At 73.4% G+C, this 24404-nt stretch carries 17 protein-coding genes; 8 read left to right on the top strand and 9 right to left on the bottom strand.

Features of this window, described 5'->3' with window-relative positions; all coding sequences use genetic code 11:
* Nucleotides 1–64: 64 nt before the first annotated feature.
* The 3 genes from galE (at nt 65) to idi (ending at nt 2832) form a co-directional block, all read left to right on the top strand.
* A complete protein-coding gene (galE, locus tag AB0435_RS06790) occupies nt 65–1048 on the top strand; it encodes a UDP-glucose 4-epimerase GalE (protein ID WP_366003861.1) in 984 nt (327 codons plus the stop codon).
* Nucleotides 1049–1219: 171 nt separating this feature from the next.
* A complete protein-coding gene (locus tag AB0435_RS06785) occupies nt 1220–2164 on the top strand; it encodes a cation diffusion facilitator family transporter (protein WP_366003863.1) in 945 nt (314 codons plus the stop codon).
* Between the two features lie 56 nt (nt 2165–2220).
* Nucleotides 2221–2832 (top strand): isopentenyl-diphosphate Delta-isomerase, encoded by a 612-nt coding sequence (idi, locus tag AB0435_RS06780; protein ID WP_366003864.1) that lies wholly within the window; start codon nt 2221–2223, stop codon nt 2830–2832.
* On the opposite strand, the gene AB0435_RS06775 is transcribed toward idi, so the two are convergent.
* Both AB0435_RS06775 and AB0435_RS06770 read right to left on the bottom strand, forming a co-directional pair.
* Nucleotides 2807–3310 (bottom strand): ATP-binding protein, encoded by a 504-nt coding sequence (locus AB0435_RS06775; protein ID WP_366003865.1) that lies wholly within the window; start codon nt 3308–3310, stop codon nt 2807–2809. The two genes, idi and AB0435_RS06775, sit on opposite strands and share 26 nt — an antisense overlap.
* A gap of 126 nt (nt 3311–3436) precedes the next feature.
* Nucleotides 3437–4081 carry a DUF308 domain-containing protein gene (locus AB0435_RS06770; RefSeq protein ID WP_366003866.1) on the bottom strand — a complete coding sequence of 215 codons (645 nt, stop codon included), beginning with the start codon at nt 4079–4081 and terminating at the stop codon, nt 3437–3439.
* 77 nt (nt 4082–4158) lie between these two features.
* Between AB0435_RS06770 and AB0435_RS06765 the strand changes: the two genes are divergently transcribed.
* Nucleotides 4159–4917: an enoyl-CoA hydratase/isomerase family protein gene (locus tag AB0435_RS06765; protein ID WP_366426380.1), complete on the top strand. Its 759-nt coding sequence runs from the start codon at nt 4159–4161 to the stop codon at nt 4915–4917.
* A 271-nt stretch (nt 4918–5188) separates the two neighbouring features.
* Here AB0435_RS06765 and AB0435_RS06760 read toward each other — a convergent pair whose 3' ends face one another.
* Together AB0435_RS06760 and AB0435_RS06755 are read right to left on the bottom strand one after the other, a co-directional pair.
* Entirely contained in the window at nt 5189–5812 is a 624-nt protein-coding gene (locus tag AB0435_RS06760; RefSeq protein ID WP_366003868.1) for a DJ-1/PfpI family protein, read from the bottom strand.
* 30 nt (nt 5813–5842) lie between these two features.
* Nucleotides 5843–6811 carry a GlxA family transcriptional regulator gene (locus AB0435_RS06755; protein ID WP_366003869.1) on the bottom strand — a complete coding sequence of 323 codons (969 nt, stop codon included), beginning with the start codon at nt 6809–6811 and terminating at the stop codon, nt 5843–5845.
* 120 nt (nt 6812–6931) lie between these two features.
* On the opposite strand from AB0435_RS06755, the gene AB0435_RS06750 reads away from it, so the two are divergent.
* The 3 genes from AB0435_RS06750 to AB0435_RS06740 all read left to right on the top strand — a co-directional run bounded on the left by AB0435_RS06750 (nt 6932) and on the right by AB0435_RS06740 (nt 11392).
* On the top strand, nt 6932–7804 hold the full coding sequence (locus tag AB0435_RS06750) for a hypothetical protein (protein WP_366003870.1): 873 nt from the start codon (nt 6932–6934) through the stop codon (nt 7802–7804).
* 89 nt (nt 7805–7893) lie between these two features.
* Nucleotides 7894–10269, top strand: coding sequence for a Tex family protein (locus AB0435_RS06745; protein WP_366426379.1), 2376 nt, complete (start codon nt 7894–7896; stop codon nt 10267–10269).
* A gap of 301 nt (nt 10270–10570) precedes the next feature.
* A complete protein-coding gene (locus AB0435_RS06740; RefSeq protein WP_366426378.1) occupies nt 10571–11392 on the top strand; it encodes a pentapeptide repeat-containing protein in 822 nt (273 codons plus the stop codon).
* A gap of 25 nt (nt 11393–11417) precedes the next feature.
* Here AB0435_RS06740 and AB0435_RS06735 read toward each other — a convergent pair whose 3' ends face one another.
* The 4 genes from AB0435_RS06735 to AB0435_RS06720 form a co-directional block, all read right to left on the bottom strand.
* Nucleotides 11418–12866: a M1 family metallopeptidase gene (locus tag AB0435_RS06735; protein WP_366003873.1), complete on the bottom strand. Its 1449-nt coding sequence runs from the start codon at nt 12864–12866 to the stop codon at nt 11418–11420.
* A gap of 16 nt (nt 12867–12882) precedes the next feature.
* Entirely contained in the window at nt 12883–17055 is a 4173-nt protein-coding gene (locus tag AB0435_RS06730) for a Pls/PosA family non-ribosomal peptide synthetase (RefSeq protein ID WP_366426377.1), read from the bottom strand.
* Between the two features lie 398 nt (nt 17056–17453).
* Nucleotides 17454–19091, bottom strand: a complete 1638-nt coding sequence (locus tag AB0435_RS06725) for an ABC-F family ATP-binding cassette domain-containing protein (RefSeq protein ID WP_366426376.1) — start codon at nt 19089–19091, stop codon at nt 17454–17456.
* 109 nt (nt 19092–19200) lie between these two features.
* Complete coding sequence (locus AB0435_RS06720) at nt 19201–21180, bottom strand: Xaa-Pro dipeptidyl-peptidase (protein WP_366426375.1); 1980 nt, start codon at nt 21178–21180, stop codon at nt 19201–19203.
* A 186-nt stretch (nt 21181–21366) separates the two neighbouring features.
* Here AB0435_RS06720 and AB0435_RS06715 point away from each other — a divergent pair, with 186 nt between their 5' ends.
* Nucleotides 21367–22872, top strand: a complete 1506-nt coding sequence (locus AB0435_RS06715; protein ID WP_366003878.1) for a M1 family metallopeptidase — start codon at nt 21367–21369, stop codon at nt 22870–22872.
* Between the two features lie 84 nt (nt 22873–22956).
* Here the strand turns inward: AB0435_RS06715 and AB0435_RS06710 are convergent, their stop codons facing one another.
* Nucleotides 22957–24393, bottom strand: a complete 1437-nt coding sequence (locus tag AB0435_RS06710) for an FAD-dependent monooxygenase (RefSeq protein WP_366426374.1) — start codon at nt 24391–24393, stop codon at nt 22957–22959.
* Nucleotides 24394–24404: the final 11 nt, after the last annotated feature.

The following is a 24404-nucleotide window of genomic DNA, read 5'->3' as shown; positions in this document are numbered from 1 at the left end:
ACGGCGGGGGCGGACAGAGGTGAAGGGAACAGGACCCTTATCCCGGCTGGATTAGGGTGCCGACATGACATGGCTGATCACAGGTGGAGCCGGGTACATCGGGGCGCACGTGGCGCGGGCGATGGTGGACGCCGGGGAGCGCGTCGCCGTGCTGGACGACCTGTCCACGGGCGTGGCCGGACGGCTGCCCGCGGAGTGCGCGCTGGTGCGGGGCTCCGTGCTGGACCGTGAGCTCCTGGACCGCACGTTCGCCGAGCTGGATGTCACCGGAGTGGTGCACCTGGCGGCGAAGAAGCAGGTCGGGGAGTCGGTGGAGAAGCCGCTCCTGTACTACCGGGAGAACCTGCACGGCCTGACGGTCCTGCTGGAGGCGGTGGTCGCGGCGGGCGTCGGGAGCTTCGTCTTCTCCTCCTCCGCCGCCGTCTACGGCATGCCGGACGTCGACCTCGTCACGGAGGAGACGCCGTGCCTGCCGATGAACCCGTACGGCGAGACCAAGCTCGCCGGTGAGTGGCTGGTTCGCGCCACCGGGGCCGCGCACGGCCTGTCGACCGCGTGCCTGCGCTATTTCAACGTGGCGGGCGCGGCCGTGCCGGAGCTGGCGGACACCGGGGTCTACAACATCATCCCGATGATGTTCGACCGGCTCACGCGGGGCGAGAGCCCGCGCGTCTTCGGTGACGACTACGACACCCCCGACGGCACCTGTGTCCGTGACTACATCCACATCGAGGACCTGGCCACCGCCCACCTGGCGGCCGCCCGGCGGCTCGCGGAGCGGCCGGGCACGGGCGACCTCACGCTGAACGTGGGCACGGGCAGCGGTGTGTCCGTACGGGAGATGGCGGAGCTGATCGCCGAGGTGACCGGCCGCTCGGAGCCCGCGCCCGTCGTCGAGCCGCGCCGTCCGGGTGATCCGGCGCGTGTCGTCGCCTCGAACGAACTGATCGCGAAGGAGCTCGGCTGGAGCCCGGTGCACGGGGTGCGGAGCATGGTCACCTCGGCCTGGGAAGGCTGGTGCCACCACCATCCGCAGGCCCGCTCCTGACCGGTCGCCGCAGGTCGGACCCGTAGCCGCCGCCATAGGCATCGCCGCAGGTCAGAGCACATGACAACGGTGTTCAGTGCCGCGTTGCCCGATACCCCCCACCCGTAGTTCACTGGGTGCTCGGCCGGCGTCCGCCGGCCGTGCGGGCATCGTTTTCAGAAGGCGGCTTCCATGGGCGCAGGGCACGACCACGGCCATTCGCACGGGCCTCCGCCCGGGACGACCGGCACGGCGGCGGCGGCCTACCGGGGCCGGCTGCGGATCGCGCTTGGCATCACGCTGACGGTGCTCGTCGCGGAGATCGTCGGCAGCGCGCTGACCGGTTCGCTGGCACTGCTCGCGGACGCCGGGCACATGGCGACCGACGCGGTCGGGGTGAGCATGGCGCTGGTGGCGATCCACTTCGCCAACCGGCCGCCCGGCGGCCGCCGCACCTACGGCTACGCCCGTGCGGAGATCCTGGCCGCGCTGCTGAACTGTCTGCTGCTGCTGGGCGTGGGCGGCTTCATCCTCTTCGAGGCGATCAAGCGGCTGGCCAGCCCCACCGAGGTGCCCGGCGGCACGACGGTGGTCTTCGGCCTGGTCGGCGTGGTGGCCAACCTGATCTCGCTGGCCCTGCTGATGCGCGGCCAGAAGGAGAGCCTGAACGTGCGCGGGGCGTTCCTGGAGGTCCTCTCGGACGCCCTGGGCTCCCTGGCCGTGGTGATCTCCGCCCTGGTCATCATGACCACGGGCTGGAAGCAGGCGGACCCCGTGGCGTCCCTGCTGATCGGCCTGATGATCGTGCCGCGCACACTCAAGCTGCTGCGGGAGGCGCTGGACGTCCTGCTGGAGGCGGCTCCCAAGAACGTCGACATGGACGAGATCCGGTCACACATCATGGCGCTGCCCGGTGTGGCGGACCTGCACGATCTGCATGTGTGGACGATCACATCCGGGATGCCGGTGCTGTCGGCGCACGTGGTCGTCGACCACGCGGCGCTGGACTCGGCCGGACACGAGAAAATGCTCCACGACCTGCAGGGGTGTCTCGGCGAGCACTTCGACGTCGAGCACTGCACCTTCCAGCTGGAGCCCGGTGGCCACGCGGAGCACGAGGCGCGACTCTGTCATTGACGCCACAGCGGCGTACGGCAGACTTGAGGGTCGAAGACCGACTACGAGGATGGTCAATGCCGATCACACCTGCCAAGGGCCTGTCCGCCGACGACTCGACGGTTCCCACCTCCGACGGCGCAGCTGAGCCGATCATGCTGGAACTGGTCGACGAGTCCGGCAGAACCATCGGCACGGCCGAGAAGCTCTCGGCGCACCTCGCCCCCGGGCGGCTGCACCGCGCCTTCTCGGTCTTCCTCTTCGACGAGCAGGGCCGGCTGCTGCTCCAGCGCCGGGCGCTGGGGAAGTACCACTCCCCCGGCGTCTGGTCCAACACCTGCTGCGGCCACCCCTATCCGGACGAGCCGCCGTTCGTCGCGGCGGCCCGCCGCACGGGCGAGGAGCTGGGCGTCGCCCCCTCGCTGCTGCGCGAGGCCGGCACCGTGCGCTACAACCACCCCGACCCGGCGTCGGGCCTGGTCGAGCAGGAGTTCAATCACCTCTTCGTGGGCACCGTGAGCGCCGCGCTACGCCCGGACCCCGAGGAGGTCGAGGAGACGGCCTTCGTGACCCCGGCCGAGCTCGACGAGCTGCGGGAGAAGTTCACGTTCTCGGCGTGGTTCATGGACGTGCTGGACACCGCGCGCCCTGTGGTGCGCGAGATCACCGGGGACGCAGCGGGCTGGTAGCCGGCGTGCCGAGCGGCAGGGCGGCCCAGACCACCTTGCCGCCGCTCGCGGTGTGCTCGACGTCGCACAGGCCGCCGGCCTCGTCCGAGATCGTCTTGACCAGCAGCAGGCCCCGGCCGCCGATGCGGTCGTCGTCCGCCTCCAGGGGCTTGGGCCGGTACGGGTGGTCGTCCTCGACGGCCACCCGTACCCAGTGCGGGCCGATGGCGACCTCCACGGCGACCTCGGGCGAGAGCAGCGCGGCGTGCTGCACGGCGTTGGTGACCAGCTCGGAGACGATCAGCAGCAGGCCGTGCAGGAGGTCGTCGCGCAGCGGCACCCGCTGCCGGCCCAGCAGGTCGCGGACGGCGTGTCTGGCGCGGGGCACGGAGGAGTCCTGTGCGGGAGCGGTGAACCGCCAGGCGCCGTCGAACTCGATCGGCCTGCGCGGCCGCGGGGCCTGTCCCGGTTCGGGCGGAACGCTCCCGAGGATCTCCATGTCCGATACCAACCCCTCACCGTGGTCGACCGCACATCGAGTGTTGGGAACGTAAGGGTCCGCACCGGCATTCTGAACACAAGTCAGCGCCTATCGACGGGATTTGATCGCGTGCGTATGCCAGGGTCACCCACGCGACTGTTCCTGGCCGCCCTGGTCGCTGTTGGCTGAACGATCCGGAGCACCTTCTTCCGAGACCGCCTCCGAGACCATGCCGACGACCCGGCGGCCCCCGACCCCGAGGGCGATCAGGCCGAGCCCGTCGAAGAGCAGGGCGAGGGAGAAGAAGGTGCCGATCACATAGCGGCTGCTGTGCGGCCAGTCACCCAGCACCAGGATGCCCAGCAGCAGCCCGAAGGCACCCTGCACGAGCGTCCAGCCCATCTGCGGCCCGCGCACCACCAGGCTGCCCACCAGCCGGAAGACACCGCCGGTCAGGAAGAGCAGCGCGGCGAACATCGTCAGCCCCACGGCCGCGACCTCGGGCCGCCGGATCACCACCGCGCCCGCGGCGATGTTCAGCGCCGCGACCACCACGCCGAGCCAGAAGAAGCTGCTGTCCCGCGACTGGACGGCGTGCACCAGGCCGACGATCCCGCCGATCAGCAGCAGCCAGCCGAAGAGGATCATCGTGGTGAGGGTCGCGAAACCCACGTAGGCCAGCCCCACCAGACCGGCGAGCACCAGGATCCCGCCCAGCAGCGCCAGCACCCCGAAATTGCGGCTGAGCCTGTGGCCCGGTGACCGCGCCCGCCTCGTGCCCCTGGTCATGAGCGCCTCCTCGTAGCGCCCCCTTTTTTTGATCATAGGACGGATCATGGAATCGCGCCCCGGATAGCATCCGGACCATGGAGCCCGCACTGCATCTGGACATCGCCGACGGCACCGCGACGGTCCGCATCGCCAACCCCGCCAAGCGGAACGCCATGACGAACGGCATGTGGCGGGCCCTGCCCGGCCTGCTGGAGCGCTGCGCCGCCGACCCGGCGGTACGCGTCCTGGTGCTCACCGGCGAGGGCGGCACCTTCTGCGCGGGCGCCGACATCTCCTCGCTCACCGACGGCGGCGAGGGCTCCCGCGATCTGGCCGTCGCGGCCGAGGAGGCGCTGGCCGCCTTCCCCAAGCCGACGCTCGCGGCCGTCCGCGGCTACTGCGTGGGCGGTGGCGTCCAGCTCGCGGCCGCCTGCGACCTGCGCTTCGCGGCGGAGGGCGCGTCCTTCGGGGTGACCCCGGCACGGCTGGGGATCGTCTACGCGGCGTCGTCGACCCGGCGGCTGGCCGAGCTGGTGGGCCCGTCGACGGCCAAGTACCTGCTGTTCTCCGCCGAGTTGATCGACACGGAACGGGCGCTGCGCACCGGCCTCGTGGACGAGGTGTGGCCGGCGGAGGCGCTCGGCGAGCGGGTGACGGAGTTCGCGCGGGTGCTGGCGTCGCGGTCGCTGCTCACGCAGGTGGCGGCGAAGGAGTTCACCGCGGCGGAAGGGAGCGCGCGGTGGGAGCACTGGGCCCAGGAGGCCCGCGGCAGCGGTGAGGCGGCGGAAGGGGCGGCGGCGTTCCTGGAGCGGCGGGCCCCGCGGTTCGCCTGGCGGGTTCCGGGCACGGCCTGACGGGTCCGGGTACGGCCTGGCAGGTTCCCGGCACGGCCTGACGGGTCCGGGTTACGGCCTGACGGGTCCCGGCACGGCCTGACGGGTCCGGGTTACGGCCTGACGGGTCCCGGCACGGCCTGACGGGTCCCTGTACGGCCGTACAGGGCCCTGTACGGCCTGACGACAGGTCTCGGTACGGCCTGGCGGCCGGGGAGGGCCGGACCCCCGTCCCGGTCCTCCCCGGCCGCCATGTCCGTGGGAGCGGTCCTCCGCGGCGCCGACTGCGCCGTCAGACCCCCCGTTCCCGCCACTCCGCCACGAGGTCCGCGGGGGCCTTCTCCGGCGAGCCCGCGTCGTACGGCGGCTGCGGGTCGTACTCGATGAGGAGCTGTATCGCCTGGGCCGTGCGGTCGCCCGCGATCCGGCCGGCGAGCGTGAGGCCCATGTCGATGCCGGAGGAGACGCCCGCCGCGGTCACGTACTTGCCGTCGGTGACGACCCGTTCGCCGGTGGACTCGACGCCGTACGACGCCAGTTCGTCCAGGTGCAGCCAGTGCGAGGTGGCCCGGCGGCCCGTCAGCAGTCCGGCGGCGGCGAGGACCAGGGAGCCGGTGCACACGGACGTCGTCCAGGCCGTGGTCCGGTCGACGGCCCGCAGCCACTCCCGCACGGCCTCGGACCCCCGCGGCCCGCTCGTGTCGGGCGCGCCGGGCACCACGACGATGTCGGGGCGCGTGACCTCGGCGAGCGAGGCGTCGGCGACCATGGCGAGCCTGCCGTTGTCGTTGCGCAGCGCGCCGGGTTCCTCGGCGACGAAGACGGCCTCGGCGCCCGGGAGGTTGCCGAGCACCTCGAACGGGCCGACGGCGTCCAGGGCGGTGAAGCCGGGGTAGAGCAGGATGGCGATCTGCACGATCGTCCTTTCGTACGGTACGGGGCCGGTTCAGGCCGGGGTCAGCGGGCGGAAGCGGCGCCGGTATTCGGCCGGCGACGCCCCCAGGGACCGGACGAAGGCGCGGCGCATCGCCTCGGGCGTGCCGTAGCCGCACGCCCGCGCGACGGTCTCGACGCCGTCGGCGGTGTCCTCCAGAAGTCTGCGCGCGGCCTCCAGCCGGACCCGGTCGACGTAGCGGCCGGGTGTCATCCCGACCTCGCCGCGGAAGGCGCGGGCGAAGTGACGGGGCGACAGGCCGGCGCGGGCGGCGAGCGCGTCGACGGAGAGGTCGGCCTCCGGGTTCTCCACGACCCAGTGCTGGATGTCGCGCAGCGGTGCCCGCCGGGCGGTCTGCACGGCGAGTTGGGCGCTGAACTGCGTCTGGTTGCCCGGGCGGCGCAGGAAGACGATGAGCCCGCGGGCGACGGCGAGCGCCGGCTCCCGGCCCAGGTCCTCCTCCACCAGGGCGAGCGCGAGGTCGATGCCCGCGGTGACGCCGGCGGCGGTGGCGACCTTCCCGTCGCGGATGTAGATGGGGTCGGGCTCCACGCGGATCGCGGGGTACCGCTCGGCGAGGGTCGCGCAGTAGGCCCAATGGGTCGTCACGCGCCGCCCGTCGAGCAGCCCGGCCGCGGCGAGCAGGAACGCGCCCGTGCACACCGACACGATCCGTTCGGCGCGCGGGGCCGTCTCGCGCAGCCAGTCGACGAGCCGGGGATCGGGGGCGCGGGTGCCGTCCCCGCCGGGGACGACCAGGGTGTGCGGGACCTCCGCCTCGTGGAGTGCCATGTCGGGCATCAGCCGCAGGCCGCTGCTGCTGCGGACCGGCTCGCCGTCGACGGTGGCGGTACGGAGCTCGTAGAGATCCCGGTCGCCGGTCACGAGGCCCACGCAGTCGAACACTTCGAGGGGGCCTGTGACATCGAGGCTCTGCACCTCCTCGAAGAGAGGGAAGAGCACGGTGCGGCGAGGGGTCATGCACCCATGCTCGCCGGGGCCCGGCGCGTCCGCAATGACGAAGATCCCACCTTTCCCGCCATCGGCTCGGCTCCTCCCCCGGGCCTTCCCGCCGTACCGACCAGTCGGTAACGTGCAGCCATGACCACTTCCCAGCGTCTGCCCGAGGGCGCCGCGCGCCGCTGTCACAACGTCGTGAACCCCCTGCATTCCCTCGTCTACTTCTCCCCGGACACCCACCGGGAGTTCACGGCACTGGGCGTCGAGGACCGCCCGGCCGTCAACATGGCAGCGCGCGCCGCCGCGTTCGGGCGGGTGGGCGCCGGTGTGGTGGCCGCCTCGTTCTACAACTACAAGTACGAGCTGGTGGCCCGGCACGTCCCGGCCGTCTGGGACACCGTCTCGCCCGAGGACGCGGTCGCCGCCCGGCTGCGCGCCGCCGACGCGACCCTGCGCCGCCTCCTCGGCGACGACACCGTCGCCTCCCCGGAGATGGCCGAGGCCGCCCGCCTCGCGCTGCGCGCGACCGAGGGCTGCACGCGGGGCGGCCGCCCGCTCTACGCCGCCCACGCGGACCTGCCGGTGCCGGACGCGCCGCACCTCGTCCTCTGGTACGCCGCGACGCTGCTGCGCGAGCACCGCGGCGACGGGCACGTGATGTCACTCGTCCAGGCCGGGCTCGACCCGGTGGAGGCCCTCGTCAGCCATGGCGCGACCGGCCGCGGCATGACCCGCAAGTGGCTGCTGGCCACGCGCGGCTGGAGCGAGGAGGAGCTGGACGCGGGCCGCGACCGGCTGCGGAAGCGCGGACTGCTCGACTCCGAGGGTGAGTTGACGGAGGCCGGCAGCACACTGCGCGAGGAGCTGGAGAACGCCACGGACCGCCTGGACGCGGCCCCGTACGAGCACCTGGGCGCGGCGGGCGCCGAGCGCCTCACCGAGCTGGCCACCGCCTTCACCACGACGGCGTTCAACGCGGGCGGCTTCCCCACGGACCTGCTCGGCAAGGGCTGAGCACCGGGGGCCGCGAGGCTCGCGCGGGCGTTGTCGGTGGCACCTGCCACAATGCAGATCGCAGCTCGAAGAGAAAGCGGAGCGTGATCGTGACGGCAGTGGGTGCGTCGACCGAGGACAGGATCGCAGGCAGGATCGCCGAGGAGCTCGGCGTCCGGGAGCGGCAGGTGAAGGCCGCCGTCGACTTGCTCGACGGCGGCTCGACCGTGCCCTTCATCGCCCGCTACCGCAAGGAAGCGACCGAGATGCTCGACGACGTGCAGCTGCGCGCCCTCGACGAGCGGCTGCGCTATCTGCGGGAGCTGGAGGACCGCCGCACGGCGGTCCTGGACTCCGTGCGCGCGCAGGGCAAGCTGGACGCGGCACTGGAGGCGCGGATCCTCACCGCCGACTCCAAGGCCCGGCTGGAGGACATCTATCTGCCCTTCAAGCCCAAGCGGCGCACCAAGGCGCAGATCGCCCGGGAGGCCGGTCTTGAGCCGCTGGCGGACGGGCTGCTGGGCGACCCGGGCGTCGAGCCGCTCGCCGCGGCGGCCGCCTTCGTCTCCGCCGAGCGCGGTGTCGGCGACGCCGCGGCCGCGCTGGAGGGCGCCCGCGCCATCCTGACCGAGCGCTTCAGCGAGGACGCCGACCTGATCGGCGAGCTGCGCGAGCGCATGTGGACGCGCGGGCGCGTCGCGGCGAAGGTGCGGGCGGGCAAGGAGGAGGCGGGCGCGAAGTTCGCCGACTACTTCGCCTTCGCCGAGCCCTTCACCGCGCTGCCCTCGCACCGGGTGCTCGCCATGCTGCGGGGCGAGAAGGAGGAGGTCCTCGACCTCGCCCTGGAGCCGGAGGAGCCGTCGGCCCCCGAGGGCCCCACCGCGTACGAGCAGGCCATCGCCCAGCGGTTCGGCATCGTCCAGCGCGGCCGCCCGGCCGACAAGTGGCTGGGCGACACCGTGCGCTGGGCCTGGCGCACCCGCGTCCTCGTCCACCTCGGCATCGACCTGCGCCTGCGGCTGCGCCAGGCCGCCGAGGACGAGGCGGTCCGGGTCTTCGCCGCGAACCTCCGCGACCTGCTGCTGGCCGCCCCCGCGGGCACGCGCGCCACGATGGGCCTCGACCCCGGCTTCCGCACGGGCGTGAAGGTCGCCGTCGTGGACGCGACCGGCAAGGTCGCCGCGACCGAGACGATCTATCCGCACGTCCCGCAGCAGAAGTGGGACGCCTCGCTCGCGACGCTCGCCCGGCTCGCTCGCGAGCACGGCGTGGAGCTGATCGCGATCGGCAACGGCACGGCGTCGCGCGAGACCGACAAGCTCGCGGCCGACCTGACAGCGCGCCACCCGGAGCTGGGGCTCACCAAGGTGATGGTCTCGGAGGCGGGCGCCTCGGTGTATTCCGCGTCCGCGTTCGCCTCGCAGGAGCTGCCGGAGCTGGACGTGTCGCTGCGCGGCGCGGTCTCCATCGCCCGCCGGCTCCAGGACCCGCTCGCCGAGCTGGTGAAGATCGACCCCAAGTCCATCGGCGTCGGGCAGTACCAGCACGACCTGTCCGAGGTGAAGCTCTCCCGCTCGCTCGACGCGGTCGTGGAGGACTGTGTGAACGGCGTCGGCGTCGACGTGAACACCGCGTCCGCGCCGCTGCTCTCCCGGGTCTCCGGCATCAGCTCGGGCCTCGCGGAGAACATCGTGGCCCACCGCGACACCAACGGCCCCTTCCGGTCCCGCAAGGGCCTCAAGGACGTGGCCCGGCTCGGCCCGAAGGCGTACGAGCAGTGCGCGGGCTTCCTGCGGATCCGGGGCGGCGACGACCCGCTCGACGCGTCCAGCGTGCACCCCGAGGCCTATCCCGTGGTGCGGGCGATGGTGAAGTCCACGGGCGGCGCGGTCGCCGCGCTCATCGGCAACACCAGCGTGCTGCGCTCGCTGCGCCCGGAGAGCTTCGTCGACGACTCCTTCGGCCTGCCGACGGTCACCGACATCCTGCGCGAGCTGGAGAAGCCGGGTCGCGACCCGCGCCCGGCGTTCCGGACGGCCACGTTCAAGGACGGCGTCGAGAAGCTCGGCGACCTCGTGCCGGGCATGATCCTCGAAGGTGTCGTCACCAACGTGGCGGCCTTCGGCGCCTTCGTGGACATCGGTGTGCACCAGGACGGCCTCGTGCACGTCTCCGCGATGTCGAAGAACTTCGTGAAGGACCCGCGGGACGTCGTGAAGCCCGGTGACATCGTGCGGGTGAAGGTCATGGAGGTCGACATCCCGCGCAAGCGGGTGTCGCTGACGCTGCGCCTGGAGGACGGGACGGCTCCCGCCGAGGGGGCGGCGCCGCGGAAGGGGGCGCGCGGTGGCTCCCGCCAGGGCGGTACGCCGAGGCCGCGGCGCGGTGAGGGCGCGCCGCGGGGGCCCCGGGAGGCGGCTCCGGGCAATGACGCGATGGCGGACGCGCTGCGGCGGGCGGGGCTCCTGGACCCGAAGCGACGCTGACACCGGTCCCGCGCCGCGGGATTCTTCCCCAGCCCCGCCCCTTCCCGGCTGCGTCTGATGTGCGGCTCCGCCGCGTGGGGGCTCCGCCCCGGGCCCGCTTGCGCCTGCGGCGGGCTTGTTCCCCTACCCCGCCCCTTCCCGAAACCGGGGCTCCGCCCCAGACCCCGTAGCCAGCACATCCAGCCCGTCCGGCGTTTGAGGACGCGCCCGAAGGGCGCTGGGGGTCTGGGGGTCTCCCCCAGTTCGGGAAGGGGCGGGGCTGGGGAAAGAAAACGAACCATCGAGCCAGGAGATCCACCCCTTGTCCCACATAACCACCGGCCTCGACCTCGCCGCAGACTGCGGCAACTGCTTCGCCCTCTGCTGCACCGTCCCCGCCTTCTCCGCCTCGTCGGACTTCGCGATCGACAAGCCCGCCCGGACGCCCTGTCCCAACCTGCGGGCGGACTTCCGCTGCGGTATCCACACCGAGCTGCGCCCGCGCGGCTTCCGGGGCTGCACGGTCTACGACTGTTTCGGCGCCGGGCAGAAGGTCTCGCAGGTGACGTTCGGCGGGGTGGACTGGCGGCGGGCGCCGGACGGCGGGCAGCGGATGTTCGACGTGTTCCCCGTCATGCGGGACCTGCACGAGCTGCTGTATTACCTGACCGAGGCGCGGGCGCTGCCCGCCGCCCGGCCGGTGCGCGGTGAGCTCACCCGCGCGCTGGAGGAGACCGAGCGGCTCACCGCCCTGGACGCCGAGGCCCTCGCGGCCGTGGACGTCATGGCGGTCCGGCAGGAGGTCAACCCTCTGCTGCTGCGTGCGAGCGAGCTCGCGCGCGCCGGGTTCTGCGGGAAGAACGGGAAGAAGAAGGACCGCCGCGGAGCCGACCTCGTCGGGGCGAAGCTCAAGGGCGCGGACCTGCGCGGCGCCAGTCTGCGGGGCGCCTGTCTCATAGGCGCCGACCTGCGCGGCGCCGACCTGCGGCTGGCCGACCTCATCGGGGCCGACCTGCGCGGGGCGGACCTCAGGGGTGCCGACCTCACCGGCAGCCTCTTCCTCGTCCAGTCGCAGCTCGACGCCGCGAAGGGCGACGCCGCCACCGTGCTGCCGCCGTCGCTGAACCGCCCGGCGCACTGGTAGGCGCGCCGGGCGGTCCGGTCCGGCGTCACGCCCCGGCGGTCCGGGCCGGGAATTCCGGCAGCGTCCTGTCGAAGAGCCAGGGGCGGAGCAGCCCGGTCAGCGGCCGGCCCGCCGTCCGCTCCGCGTGGGCGACGAACGCGTCGGTGTCCGCGCTGCCGCCGCGGTGCGCGGCGTGCCAGGTGCGCAGCACCGTGAAGAACCGCTCGTCGCCGAGGGCCAGCCGGAGCGCGTGCAGAGTGCAGGCTCCCCGGACGTAGACCCGGTCGTCGAAGATGCGGCTGCGCCCGGGGTCGCCGATGCGGAGGTTCTGCCGGTGGCCGGACAGCTCCCGCCGGGCCTGCACGGCGAGGGTGTGGGCGTCGTCCTCGTCGATGTGCTCGGACCACAGCCACTCCGCGTAGGTGGCGAACCCCTCGTTGAGCCAGATGTGCCGCCAGTCGGTGAGGCTGACGCTGTTCCCGTACCACTGGTGCGCGATCTCGTGGGCCACGAGCGTCTCCCAGCCGCGCTTGCCGTCCATGTGGTTGCTGCCGAAGACGGAGAGCGTCTGGTTCTCCACGGGTGCCGCGAGCTCGGCGTCGACGACGACCGCGCCGTACGTCTCGAAGGGGTACGGGCCGAACATGTCCGTGAAGGCGCGCAGCATCTGCGGCTGGCGGGCCAGGTCGTGCCGGGCCCGGTCGGCGAGGTGGGCGGGGTAGGCGTTGCGCAGCGGTACGGGTGAGCCGCTGCTCTCGGTGTCGTACGTGTCGTGCGCGAACCGGCCGGTGTAGACGGCCGCGAGGTAGGACGCCATCGGCCCGGGGTGGTGGTAGGTCCAGCTCACCGACCCGTCGTCGAGGTCCCGGCGCTCGCGCAGGGTGCCGTTGGCGAGCGCGTGGTGGCCCGCGGGCACCCGCACGGTGACGGTGTAGGCGGCCTTGTCGTCCGGCCGGTCGTTGCACGGGAACCACGAGGGCGCGCCGAGCGGCTGGGAGGCGACGAGGGTGCCGTCGTGACCGTCGCCGGTACGGTCCCAGCCGATCGCACCGAACGGGGTGCGTACAGGCGCCGGGCTGCCGCTGTAGCGGACGTCCGCGGTGAACGGCTGGCCCGGGGCGAGCGGCCGGGCGGCGGTGAGCACGGCCTTGCCGTCCCGCCGCTGCACGGTCGCCGGTTCGCCGTCGATCTCCGCGGCGTGCACCGTCAGCCGTGCCAGGTCGAGTTCGACCCGGCGGGTGTTCTCGTTGGCGACGGCCTTGATCGTGGCGTGGCCGTCCAGCCACGCGGACCCGGGGTCGTAGGCGAGCCGCAGGTCGTAGGCGAGGGTGCGGTGGCCGTACGAGCCGTGGCGCGGGAAGTAGCGCGCCGCCGGGCCGCCCTCGCGGGCGGCCCGGTCCGCGGTGCTGGCCGCGGTCGCGGCCAGCGGGAGAGCCGCCGCCGCGGCCGTGAGAACGGCGCGGCGGCTGCACGGGAAGCGGTCCCGGAGGGTCATGATGCGTCGTCGCCCCTCACGCCACGCTCTCCCCTGCGATCGGATTGCCCGCCCAGCGGGTCCCGGCGGGCACCGACTCGCCGCGCATGACCAGCGAGGACGGCGCGATGGCCGCGTGCTCGCCGATGCTGGTGCCGGGCAGGACAATGCCGTGCGGGCCGAGCGAGGCGCCGTCGGCGAGGTGCACGGTGTCCATCCGCATGATCCGGTCGTGGAAGAGGTGGGTCTGCAGGACACAGCCGCGGTTGACGCTGACGCCGTCACCGAGGGAGATCAGGTCGGTCTCGGGCAGCCAGTGCGTGTCGCACCACACGCCGCGGCCGATCCGGGCGCCCAGGCTGCGCAGCCACCAGTTGAGGACCGGGGTGCCGGTGAAGGGGCCCGCCATCCACGGCACGGCGAGGGATTCGACGAAGGTGTCGTAGAGCTCGTTGCGCCAGACGAAGGAGCTCCACAGCGGGTGCTCGCCCACCTTGAAGCGGCCCATGAGCAGCCACTTCGCGGCGGTCGCGGTCAGTCCGGCGGCGGCCGCGGCGGCCAGCAGCAGGGGGGCGCCGACGGCCGCTGCGAGGCCGGGGCCTCCGGTGTCGAGGGCGTCCTGCTCGCCGAGCAGGACCAGTTCGGCGAACGCGAAGCCGATGATCAGCGGCAGGACGCGGCACATCTCGACGGCCGCGCGGGCGAGGACGAGACGGCGCGGCGGCGCGAAGGTGCGGCCCGCCTCGGCGACGGTCGCGACGCGGGGCAGCGGCATCGCGGGGCGGCCCAGCCAGGAGGAGCCCGGCTCGCTGTGTTCGGGGGTGTCGGAGAGGACACCGATCAGACCGTTGTCGGGCACGCTCCGGCCGGGGCCCACGATGCCGGAGTTGCCGACGAAGGCGCGCCGCCCGACGTGCGCGGTGCCCAGCCGCATCCGGCCGCCGTGCAGTTCGTACGGGGCGACCAGGGTGTCGTCGGCGAGGAACGCGCCGTCGTCGACCGTGAGCAGCGACGGGAGCGGGAGCACCGTGGAGATCTCGGCGCTCTTGCCGACGCGGGCGCCGAGCAGGCGCATCCAGACGGGGGTGGCCAGGCCCGCGTAGAGCGGGAAGAGGCTGGAGCGCGTGGAGTCGAGCAGCCGGGTGACGAGCCAGGCCCGCCAGGCGACCCCGCCGGTGGCGGGGTGGTCGCCGGGGGTGATCCCGCGCCCGAGGAGCCGGACGACACCGGCGACGAGCAGCGCCCAGCACAGGGTGGTGGCGACGGTGAGCACGGGCGCGGCGGCGAGCAGCAGCAGCGTCACGGACAGCAGCGTGGAGCAGCCCTTGACCAGGTAGTACGTGCCGACCAGCGAGGGGAGCGCCGAGACGAGCGGCAGCAGGGGCACGACCGCGAGGGACAGCGCGTAGGCGAGTCGCCAGCGCGGTGTCATCCGCGGTGCGGCGGGCGGGGTGCGGCGGGCGCGCCGGGCGCGGCCGCCGGGGCGGAGGGAGTCCTTGCCGCGGCCCGCGTACGGCTCGGGGCGGCCGGTCGGCTGCGGGCGGACGGTGCCGCCGCGCGAGCCACGGCGGTTCCTCAGGGAGGAGCGGGTGGCGGTGCGGTCGCCCGCGTCCACCGTGTGGCCGAGGCCGTCGAAGGCCTCGTCCACGGCGAGCGCGGCGGCGGCGAGGGCGCTGTCCGTGCGGGAGGCCGGGACGGCGGCGCCGTGTGCGGCACCTCGCCCGAGGCCGTCGTTCCGTTCGGCGGACGTCGCGCTCGCGGGGCGGGGCACCGCGGTGCGGGGAGCGGCCGCGCGGGGGCGGGGGCGCGCCGGCGACCCTTCCCAGGTCTCGCCCGCGGGGATGTGGCCGTCGAGGCAGGCGCCGGAGGTGAGTTCGGCGTTCGCGCCGAGGGAGGATCCGGGCATCATCATGCTGCGGTGGGCCACCCGGGCGCCCGCGCCGATCTTCACGGCGCCGACGTGCAGGAGTCCGCCGTCGAGCCACCAGCCGGAGATGTCGGCCTCGGGTTCGACGCCGCAGCCGTCGCCGAATTCGGCGAGGCCGGTCACGGGCGGCATCGCGTGCAGGGCCACGCCGCGGCCGGCCTGGCAGCCGAGGGCACGGGCGTAGAGGGCGGCCCAGGGCGTGCCCAGGAGGGTCGGGACGCCGAAGGAGGCCACCGTGCGCTCGGCGGCCCACAGCCGCAGGTGGACGCGGCCGCCGCGCGGGTAGGCGCCCGGCTTGATGCCGCGGGTCAGGGTGCGGGCGGCGCAGGCGCCGATCGCGAAGCGGGCGGGTGCGCTGAAGAGCACCACCCAGCCGATCAGCACCAGCCACCAGGAGGTGTGGGGCGCCCATGCCTGGGGGGCCAGCAGTCCGAGGACGTTGTCGGCGGCGGCGAGGCCGACCAGCCCGCGGAGTCCGGCGACGCCGAAGAGCGCGCACTGCACGAGGACCTGGGCCACGCCGGTGCGCCGCCGCAGGGGCCGCACGGGGCGGACCTCGGGCGCGGGGCCGTTGGCCCGCGCGGGGGCGAGGGAGTCGATGTGGCCGGCCATGTCGCGCAGGACGGTGTGCCGGTAGAGGCCCGCGACGGAGACGCCGGGGTGGTGCTCGCGCAGCGCGGAGGCCATGCGGGCGGCGGTGAGGCTGGTGCCGCCCAGGGCGACGAAGTCGGAGTCGGCGGTGGGCCGGGTGCCGAGGAGCTGCTCCCAGAGGTGGGCCAACCGGGCGGCGGTGCCGTGCAGTTCCTCGCCGTCTTCGGCGGACTGCGGCAGCGGCCACGGCAGGGCGTCGCGGTCGACCTTGCCGGAGGTGCGGGTGGGCAGCTCGCCGACCTCGGCGAGTACGGGGACCAGCGCGGCGGGCAGCCGCTCGGCCAGCAGCTCTCTCGCCTTGTGGCGGTCGTAGCCGCTGTCGGGCAGGACGTAGCCCACGAGGATCTTGCCGCCCGCCGGGGTGGTGCGCACGGCCGCGGCGGCGCCGTGCACGCCGGGGAGGGAGCTCAACGCGGCGTCGATCTCGCCCAGTTCGAGGCGGCGTCCGCCGATCTTGATCTGGTCGTCGGCGCGGCCCGCGAAGACCAGGCCCTCGGGCTCGGCGCGGACGAGGTCGCCGGTGCGGTAGGCGCGGTCGGTCTCCAGGGCGTCCGAACGCCGGTAGCGGTCGGCGTCCTTGACCGGGTCGAGGTAGCGGGCGTTGCCCGCGCCCGCGATGACGAGCTCGCCCTCGGCGCCGAACGGCACGAGCTCGCCGCTCCCGTCCACGACGGCCAGTTCCCAGCCGTTCAGCGGCAGGCCGATACGGACGGGCTCGCCGGGCTGCATCCGGGCGGCGCAGGCGACGACGGTGGTCTCGGTGGGGCCGTAGGTGTTCCACATCTCGCGGCCGGCCACGGCGAAGCGGTCGACGAGCGCGGCGGGGCACGCCTCGCCGCCGACGATCAGCAGGCGTACGCGGTCCAGGCACTCCGGGGGCCACAGCGCCGCGAGGGTGGGCACGGTGGACACGACGGTGATGCCGCGTTCGACCAGCCAGGGGCCGAGCTCGTGGCCGGCCCGGACCAGAGCGCGGGGCGCGGGCACCAGGCAGGCGCCGTAGCGCCACGCCAGCCACATCTCCTCGCAGGAGGCGTCGAAGGCCACGGAGAGCCCGGCCAGCACCCGGTCGCCGGGGCCCAGCGGGCTGCCCTGGAGGAACAGCGCGGCCTCGGCGTCGACGAACGCGGCGGCGCTGCGGTGGGTGACGGCGACGCCCTTGGGGGCACCGGTGGAGCCGGAGGTGAAGATGATCCAGGCGTCGTCCTCGGGGAGCGGCTCCGGCCGCTGCGTCCGCAGGGGATCGACGGGCCCGGCCGCGTGGAGGCCGTCGGCGCCGAGGACGGCGCAGACGCCGGCCTCGCCGAAGACGGTGGCGGCACGCTCGTCGGGGTCGTCCGCGTCGACCGGCACATAGGCGGCACCGCAGGCCAGCACGGCGAGGATGGACAGGTACAGCTCCGCGGTGCCCGACGGGACGCGGATGCCGACGCGGTCGCCCGGCCCGATACCGACGCGGCGCAGCCGGTCGGCGCGGACGGTGATCTCGTCCCGCAGCGCCCGGTAGGTGAGGGCCTCGGTGCCGGTGTCGAGGGCGAGGGCCTCGGGATGTGCGGCGATCGTGGTGTCGAGTACGTCGAGCAGGGTACGCGGGTGCGGTGCCGGGGCACTGCGGTAGCGGGCCTGCCCCACAGGGGGGTCCTGTGTGCCGGGTTGTGGGCCGGAAAGGGACGGGGACATCGGTACGCCTCTATTCGCCTTAATTCGACGGCGGGTGGAACGGACGCCCTCGGGACGTCCGCCACCACAGACGCCGACCCCCGGCGCAGGGTTCGCATGGCGAAGCCAGAATTCCGCAAATCGAACACCTGCTGGAGCATCCCCATCAGGAGTTCAAATCCGCCACCGTGCGGGGCCGAGGGGCGACCGTTCCCGGCGCGTCGCCCTGCCCGCCATGGCGAGCGCTTGGCCAAATATTGGCCTGAGCCTGGTTTTGTTTTCGGGCACAGCTTCACCCGGATGAGCCGTTACGGATTCCCACTCTGTCAGTCCGCTGTCCGACCCTGTCGATTCTCTGTGCGTCTGACCTGTCAGTTCTCTGTGAGACGGCCGTCCGCGACCTCGATGCGGCGGGTGGTGTGCACGGCGTCGAGCATCCGGCGGTCGTGGGTGACGAGCAGCAGCGTGCCCTCGTACGACGCGAGCGCGGACTCCAGCTGCTCGATGGCCGGAAGGTCGAGGTGGTTGGTGGGCTCGTCCAGGACGAGCAGGTTGACGCCGCGGGCCTGGAGCAGCGCGAGGGCGGCGCGGGTGCGCTCGCCCGGGGAGAGGGTGGCGGCCGGGCGCAGCACGTGGGCGGCCTTCAGCCCGAACTTCGCGAGCAGCGTGCGGACGTCGGCGGGCTCCAGCTCGGGCACGGCCGCCCCGAAGGCCGCCAGCAGCGCCTCGGTCCCGAAGAAGAGGGCGCGCGCCTGGTCGACCTCGCCGACGACGACGCCGGGGCCGAGCGCGGCGGCGCCCGCGTCGAGCGGGAGCCTGCCCAGCAGCGCGGCCAGGAGCGTGGACTTGCCGGAGCCGTTGGCGCCCGTGATCGCGACCCGGTCGGCCCAGTCGATCTGGAGGTCGGCGGGGCCGAAGGTGAAGGAACCGCGGCGGACCTCGGCACCGCGCAGGGTGGCCACGACCGCGCCGGAGCGGGGCGCCGCGGCGATCTCCATGCGCAGCTCCCACTCCTTGCGGGGCTCCTCGACCACGTCGAGGCGCTCGATGAGCCGCTCGGTCTGCCGGGCCTTGGCGGCCTGCTTCTCGGTGGACTCGGCGCGGAGCTTGCGGCCGATCTTGTCGTTGTCGGTGGCCTTGCGGCGGGCGTTCCTGACGCCCTTCTCCATCCAGTTCCGCTGGGTGCGGGCACGGGCCTCCAGGCCGGCGCGGGTGTCGGCGTACTCGTCGTACGCCTCGCGGGCGTGCCGGCGGGCGGTCTCGCGCTCCTCCAGATAGGCGGCGTAGCCACCGCCGTAGAGGGAGATCCGCTGCTGGGCGAGGTCGAGTTCGAGGACCTTGTCGACGGTGCGGGCGAGGAACTCGCGGTCGTGGCTGACGAGGACGGTGCCCGCGCGCAGCCCGGTGACGAAGGACTCCAGGCGGGCCAGGCCGTCCAGGTCGAGGTCGTTGGTGGGCTCGTCGAGGAGGAAGACGTCGTAGCGGCTGAGCAGCAGCGAGGCGAGGCCGGCGCGGGCGGCCTGGCCGCCGGAGAGGGCGGTCATGGGCCGGTCCAGGCCGACGGTGAGGCCGAGGGATCCGGTGACCTCCTCGGCGCGCTCCTCCAGGTCGGCGCCGCCGAGGTCGAGCCAGCGGTCGAGGCTGAGGGCGTAGGCGTCGTCGGCGCCGGGAGCGCCGTCCACCAGTGCCTGGGTCGCGGCGTCGAGGGCGGTCTGGGCCGCGGTCACGCCGGTGCGGCGGGCGAGGAAGGCCCGCACGGTCTCCCCCGGGCGGCGCTCGGGCTCCTGGGGCAGGTGGCCGACGGTCGCGGTGGGCGGGCTGAGCCGGACGGCGCCCTCCTCGGGGGCGGCCAGGCCCGCGAGCATCCTCAGCAGCGTCGACTTGCCGGCGCCGTTGGCACCGACCAGGCCGATGACGTCGCCGGGCGCGACGACGAGGTCGAGTCCGGTGAAGAGGGTGCGGTCGCCATGTCCGGCGGCGAGGTCCTTGGCGACGAGGGTGGCGCTCATGATGCGCCGACTCTAACCGCTGGAGGGCCCGGTGCCATAACAGTTTTTTCTGTGGGCCACCTGTGGCACCCGCGCGATCCCGCCACCGGGGCGGGACCGCGCGGCCGGGTCAGGCGGCGGGGATGTGGGACGGCGCCACCGGGCGGACGCCCCGCGGCGGGGTGCCCTGGTGCGGCGCGGGGCTGTGGCCGCCCGCCGTCGCGCGGGCGAAGGCGGCCCACCCTCCGACGAGCGGCAGCCGGGCGGAGGTGCGGCCGAGGTCCACCGTCAGCCGCGGGCTGGTGGCGGCGGGCTCGATGAGCCCGGCGTCGGTGCCCGCGACGATCAGGGCGAGGCGGTGCCCGGCCGGCACGACGTGGTCGGTGGCGGCGAGGTCGAGGGTGAGGGAGTACGGCTTGCCGGGGGTCAGCGGCCGGGCCTTGCCTCCGGCGTAATGGCCGAGGTCGGCCCAGCCGCGGCTGAAGACGGTGTAGCCGACCTGCTCGGTGTCCGCCGCGGTGTCCTTGAAGCAGCCGGTGTCGCCGGGGGTTCCGCTCCCCCAGCAGCTGCTGCCGGGCAGGGTGCGGATGCCCTCGCCGTCGCCCGCGTAGTTGCGGATGGCCGCCGGGCCGAGGTCCACCAGGACGGCGGAGAGGTGCGCGGAGCCGGTGGACGGGGTGACGGTGAGGCGGACCGTGGAGGAGCCGGAGAGCCGCAGGTCGTGGGTGAGCGGACCGGTGGTGAACCCGGCCTTGCCCGGGGTCGCCTCGTCGATGTGGGCCGACCAGTCGCCCTCGTTGAGCTTCGGGTCGTCGGTGAAGGCCGCGGTGGTGCCGGACGGGGCGGGCTCCAGGCCCAGGGTGCCGACGCCGGCGACGGGACCGGCGGCCGGGCGGAGCGTGGTGGCCCGGGTGCCGGCCGGCGGCCAGACGCGGTCGGTGGACCACTGGTCGGGGGCACGCTCGATGTCGGCCATGGGCTCGCGCTCGATGCCGTTGTCGTAGCCGAGGAGGTAGTGGTCGAACCAGCGGTGCAGCGTGGGCACCCAGGCGTCGCGGCGGAAGTCGAAGGGGTCGACGTGCCCGGCCGTCGACAGCCAGATCTTGCGCTCCACACCGTGCTGCGCGAGCGCGTCCCACCACTGGCCGAGGTGCTTGGTGCGGACGTTGAGGTCCTGCGCGCCGTGGACGGCGAAGACACTGGCGCGCACCTTGCCGGCGTCCTTGACGTAGTCGCGCGCCTCCCACAGGGAGGTCCAGTCGCCGTTGCGCGGCGCGCCTTCGACCAGTCGGCGCTGCACGTCCTGGCAGTGGCCGCGCGCCTCCGGGCTCTCGATGCCGTCCGAGAGCCCGTCGGGGCCGCCGTCGTAGAGGGCGGCGCCCTTGGCGAAGTAGTAGTCGTACCAGGAGCTGATCCCCCCGATCGGGACGATGGTCCGCAGCCCCTCGACACCGGTGGCGGCGACGCCGTTGGCGACGGTGCCGTCGTAGCTCTTGCCGATCATGCCGACGGCGCCGGTGGTCCAGTCGGCCTTGACGGCCGATCCGCCCGTACGGCTGCTGTAGCCGCGGGCGCGGCCGTTCAGCCAATCGACGACGGCCTTCGCGGACTGGATGTCGGAGCGGCCGCCGATGTCGACACAGCCGTCGGAGCGATTGGTTCCGGCCAGGTCGACCAGGGCGACGGCATAGCCGCGCGGGACGAAGTAGTTGTCGTAATAGAGGGGGAACTGCACGGGCCGGCCCTGTGCGTCATAGGTCTTCTTCTGGCTCTCGTTGCCCCGCCCGCAGCAGGAGTAGTACGGGCTGGCATCCATGATCACCGGTATCCGTCTGCCCTGTTCGGCGGGCTCGCGGGGGCGGATGATGTCGACGGCGACGCGGTCGGACCGGCCGTCGCCGTCACCGTCGGTCCTGATGTCCACCCATACGGACTCGCGCACGGCACGGTCGTACGAATAGACGGGTCTGCTCTCCTTCGGCTTCGCCGCGCCGCCGCCGGACGCGGCGGTCGCCGCTCCCGGAGCGAGGAACGCGGCCAACAGGGCGGCCACCGCCGCCAGTACGAGTGAGGTCCAGGGAACGCGGGTGTCCCGCGGGCGTGTGCGCACCGCCGGACCGTAGCGCGGTGAACTGCCGCGCAGAAGGGGATGGGAGGAGTCTCACGAGGTGGCCGGAAACTCAGTTCGTGACAGGCGCATGACGATCCCATGTCGGACGCCCCATGGACATACCCTCCCCCACAGTGAGTTCATAGGCTTCGAGTGATCGTTATCCTCTACGAGTTGGAGTGACTCGTGCGTCACAGACTCATCGTTCCGGGCGCGGCCGCCGCCTGCCTGCTGCTGGCGGTCCCCGCGTCGGCCGCCGAGCCCACGCCGGGCGCCCCGGGCGTCGGGGACTCCTACTACCCCGACGCCGGGAACGGCGGTTACCACGTCTCCCACTACGACCTGAGGCTGAAGTACCAGCCGAAGACGGACGAGCTGGAGGGCACGGCGACCCTGCTCGCCACCACCACCCAGGACCTGTCCCGCTTCGACCTGGACTTCCTGCTCGACGTGAACGAGGTCCTGGTCAACGGGAAGAAGGCCACGTTCGCCAGGTCGGGCGTCCACAAGCTGGAGATCACCCCGTCCGCCGCCCTGTCCAAGGGCAAGGACATCAGCGTGGTCGTCCGCTACCGCGGCGTCCCCTCCAAGGTGAAGGTCGGCGACTTCACCGCCTGGAACCGCACCCCGGACGGCGCGGTCGTGGCGCAGGAGCCGGAGGGCGCGGCCTGGTGGTTCCCGAGCAACGACCACCCGACGGACAAGGCCACGTACGACATCTCGGTGTCGGTGCCGGACGGCTACCAGACCGTCAGCAACGGCGTCCTGACCTCGCAGAGCTCCAAGCTCGGCTGGACGCGCTACAACTGGCGCTCCGCCAGGCCGCAGGCGACGTACCTCACCACGCTCGCGGTGGGCAAGTTCGACATCACGCGGGACACCACCGCCAACGGGCTGCCGGTCCTCAACGCCTACAGCAAGGACCTCGGCGAGAACGGCCCCGCCGTCCGGGCGAGCGTCGAGCGCACTCCCGAGATCATCGACTGGGAGAGCTCGCTCTTCGGGCCGTACCCCTTCACCGCGGTCGGCGGCTACGTGGCCAACGTGAAGACGGGCTACGCGCTGGAGACCCAGACCCGGCCGTACTACAGCCCCAGCAGCTTCAGCAACGGCGCCAACACCTCGCTGATCGTGCACGAGCTGGCCCACCAGTGGTTCGGCGACAGCGTCTCGCTGAAGGACTGGCGCAACATCTGGATCAACGAGGGCTTCGCCACCTACGCCCAGTGGCTGTGGTCGGAGAAGGAGGGCGAGGGCACCACCCAGGAGCTCGCCGACTACATCTACAACGGCGTGCCCGCCGACAACGCCTTCTGGACGGTCAAGCCGGGCGACCCGGGCGCGGACAAGCAGTTCGACCGCGCCGTCTACGACCGGGGGGCGCTCGCGCTCCAGGCGCTGCGCACCAAGGTCGGCGACAAGACGTTCTTCGAGATCCTCCAGGGGTGGACGGCCGCGAACAAGTACGGCAACGCCTCGGTGCAGGACTTCACGACGTTCGCCGAGAAGGTCTCCGGCAAGCCGCTCGCGCAGCTCTTCGACACCTGGCTGTTCGCCACCTCCAAGCCGGCCGTGTCGCCGAACTCCACGGGCACGGCGCCCAAGGCGGCGAAGTCGCTCAAGGCCCCGGCCCAGCCGAAGTCCTGGAAGAAGATCCGGGAGGCGCAGGCCGCCACGCACCCGCAGCACTGATCCCCGCACGACCGGCAGGGCCCGTCGCACCGCGATCACCGCGGTACGACGGGCCGTGACCGTTCACGGCCCGGCCGGCGGATGTCAGCGGGGCTCGCCGAACCAGCGGCCGAGCGCCGGTTCCAGGTCCTCCGTGCCGGCCCAGCACACGTAGCCGTCCGGCCGGATGAGCATCGGCTCGGTGCCGGCGCCCTGGCCCACCCGCTCCACCCGGTCCGACCAGGGGCCGACGACCTTGGCGAACGTGTCGGCCGGGTCCAGCAGGACGCCGCGCCCGGACCGCAGCAGTTCGTGCACCCGGGCCGGGCCGAGGTCCGGATCCGGTGCGGGCCGGCCGACGAGCGGATGGGTTGCTGTGCCCGGCATCGGGTAGCGGACGGCCATCCCGGACATCAGGTCGGCGAGATGGTGCTGGACGTCCGGCAGTTGGGCCATGGCGGTGAAGATCTCCCGGGCGGCCAGCACATCCGGATCGCGGGTGCCGGTCCAGTCCATGAGCAGGCTCTGCGCCCGGACATTGCGCAGTACGGCGGCCCCGGCCGGATGCCGTTCCGCGTGATACGTGTCGAGCAGGTCCTCCGGTGCCCAGCCGTGCACGGCGGCGGCGAGCTTCCAGCCGAGGTTGAACGCGTCCTGCATCCCGGTGTTCATGCCCTGCGCGCCGAGCGGGAGGTGGACATGGGCGGCATCGCCCGCCAGGAACACCCGCCCGTGCCGGTACCGCTCGGCCTGCCGGGACGCGTTGGTGATACGGCGGGCGTAGCGCAGTTCGAGCAGGCGCACCCGCGATCCGAACACGGTGCTCAGCCCGTGGCGGATCTCCTCCTCGGTCACCGGGGTCTCCCTCGGCAGCGACCGGCCCGGCCCGCCGAGGACCAGCCTGCGCAGCCGCCTGCCCCGCGGATCGGTGCCGAGCGGGAACAGCGCGGCCCAGTGCCCGTCCTCGTTCCAGGTGTGCGACGCGGACGGATCGCCGCCGCCCAGCCGCACGTCGGCGGCGACGATCGTCGTCGTACCGGGCTGACCGGGGAACCCGGCGCGGAGCAGCGACCGTACGGTGCTGTGGGCGCCGTCGGCGGCGACGAGGTAACGGGAGCGGAGGGTGGAGCCGTCGGCGAAGGTCGCGGTGACCCCGTTCCCGTCCTGGGCGAGGCCGGTCAGTTCGTGGTCCCGCCGGGCGTGGAGGCCGTGCGCGGCGAGGTGCCGCTCGAAGAACGCCTCGATGGCCACCTGCGGCACGGACCGCCACGGCAGACGGTGCCGGGCGGAGGGCAGCGGGAGCGGGATGCCGGCGAAGTGGCCGCTGGTGACGGGGTGGTCTCCGGTGGCGAGCAGCGGCTCCAGCAGCCCTCGTTGGTCGAGCGCCTCCAGTGTGCGGGACTGCACGCCGCCCGCCTTGGACAGGTCGCTGCGCCGCGACAGCTTGTCGACCAGCACGGTCGACGCCCCTGTCAGCAGCAGCTCGTTGGCCAGTGTCATTCCGGTCGGGCCGGCGCCGACGACGAGCACATCGGTGTCCATGGACTCTCCTC

It is taken from the genome of Streptomyces sp. NPDC051173 (assembly GCF_040689515.1).
In the GTDB taxonomy this organism is placed as follows: domain Bacteria; phylum Actinomycetota; class Actinomycetes; order Streptomycetales; family Streptomycetaceae; genus Streptomyces.
The sequence above is the reverse complement of the archived record's forward strand: the minus strand, read 5'-3'. Positions and strand labels throughout refer to the sequence as shown.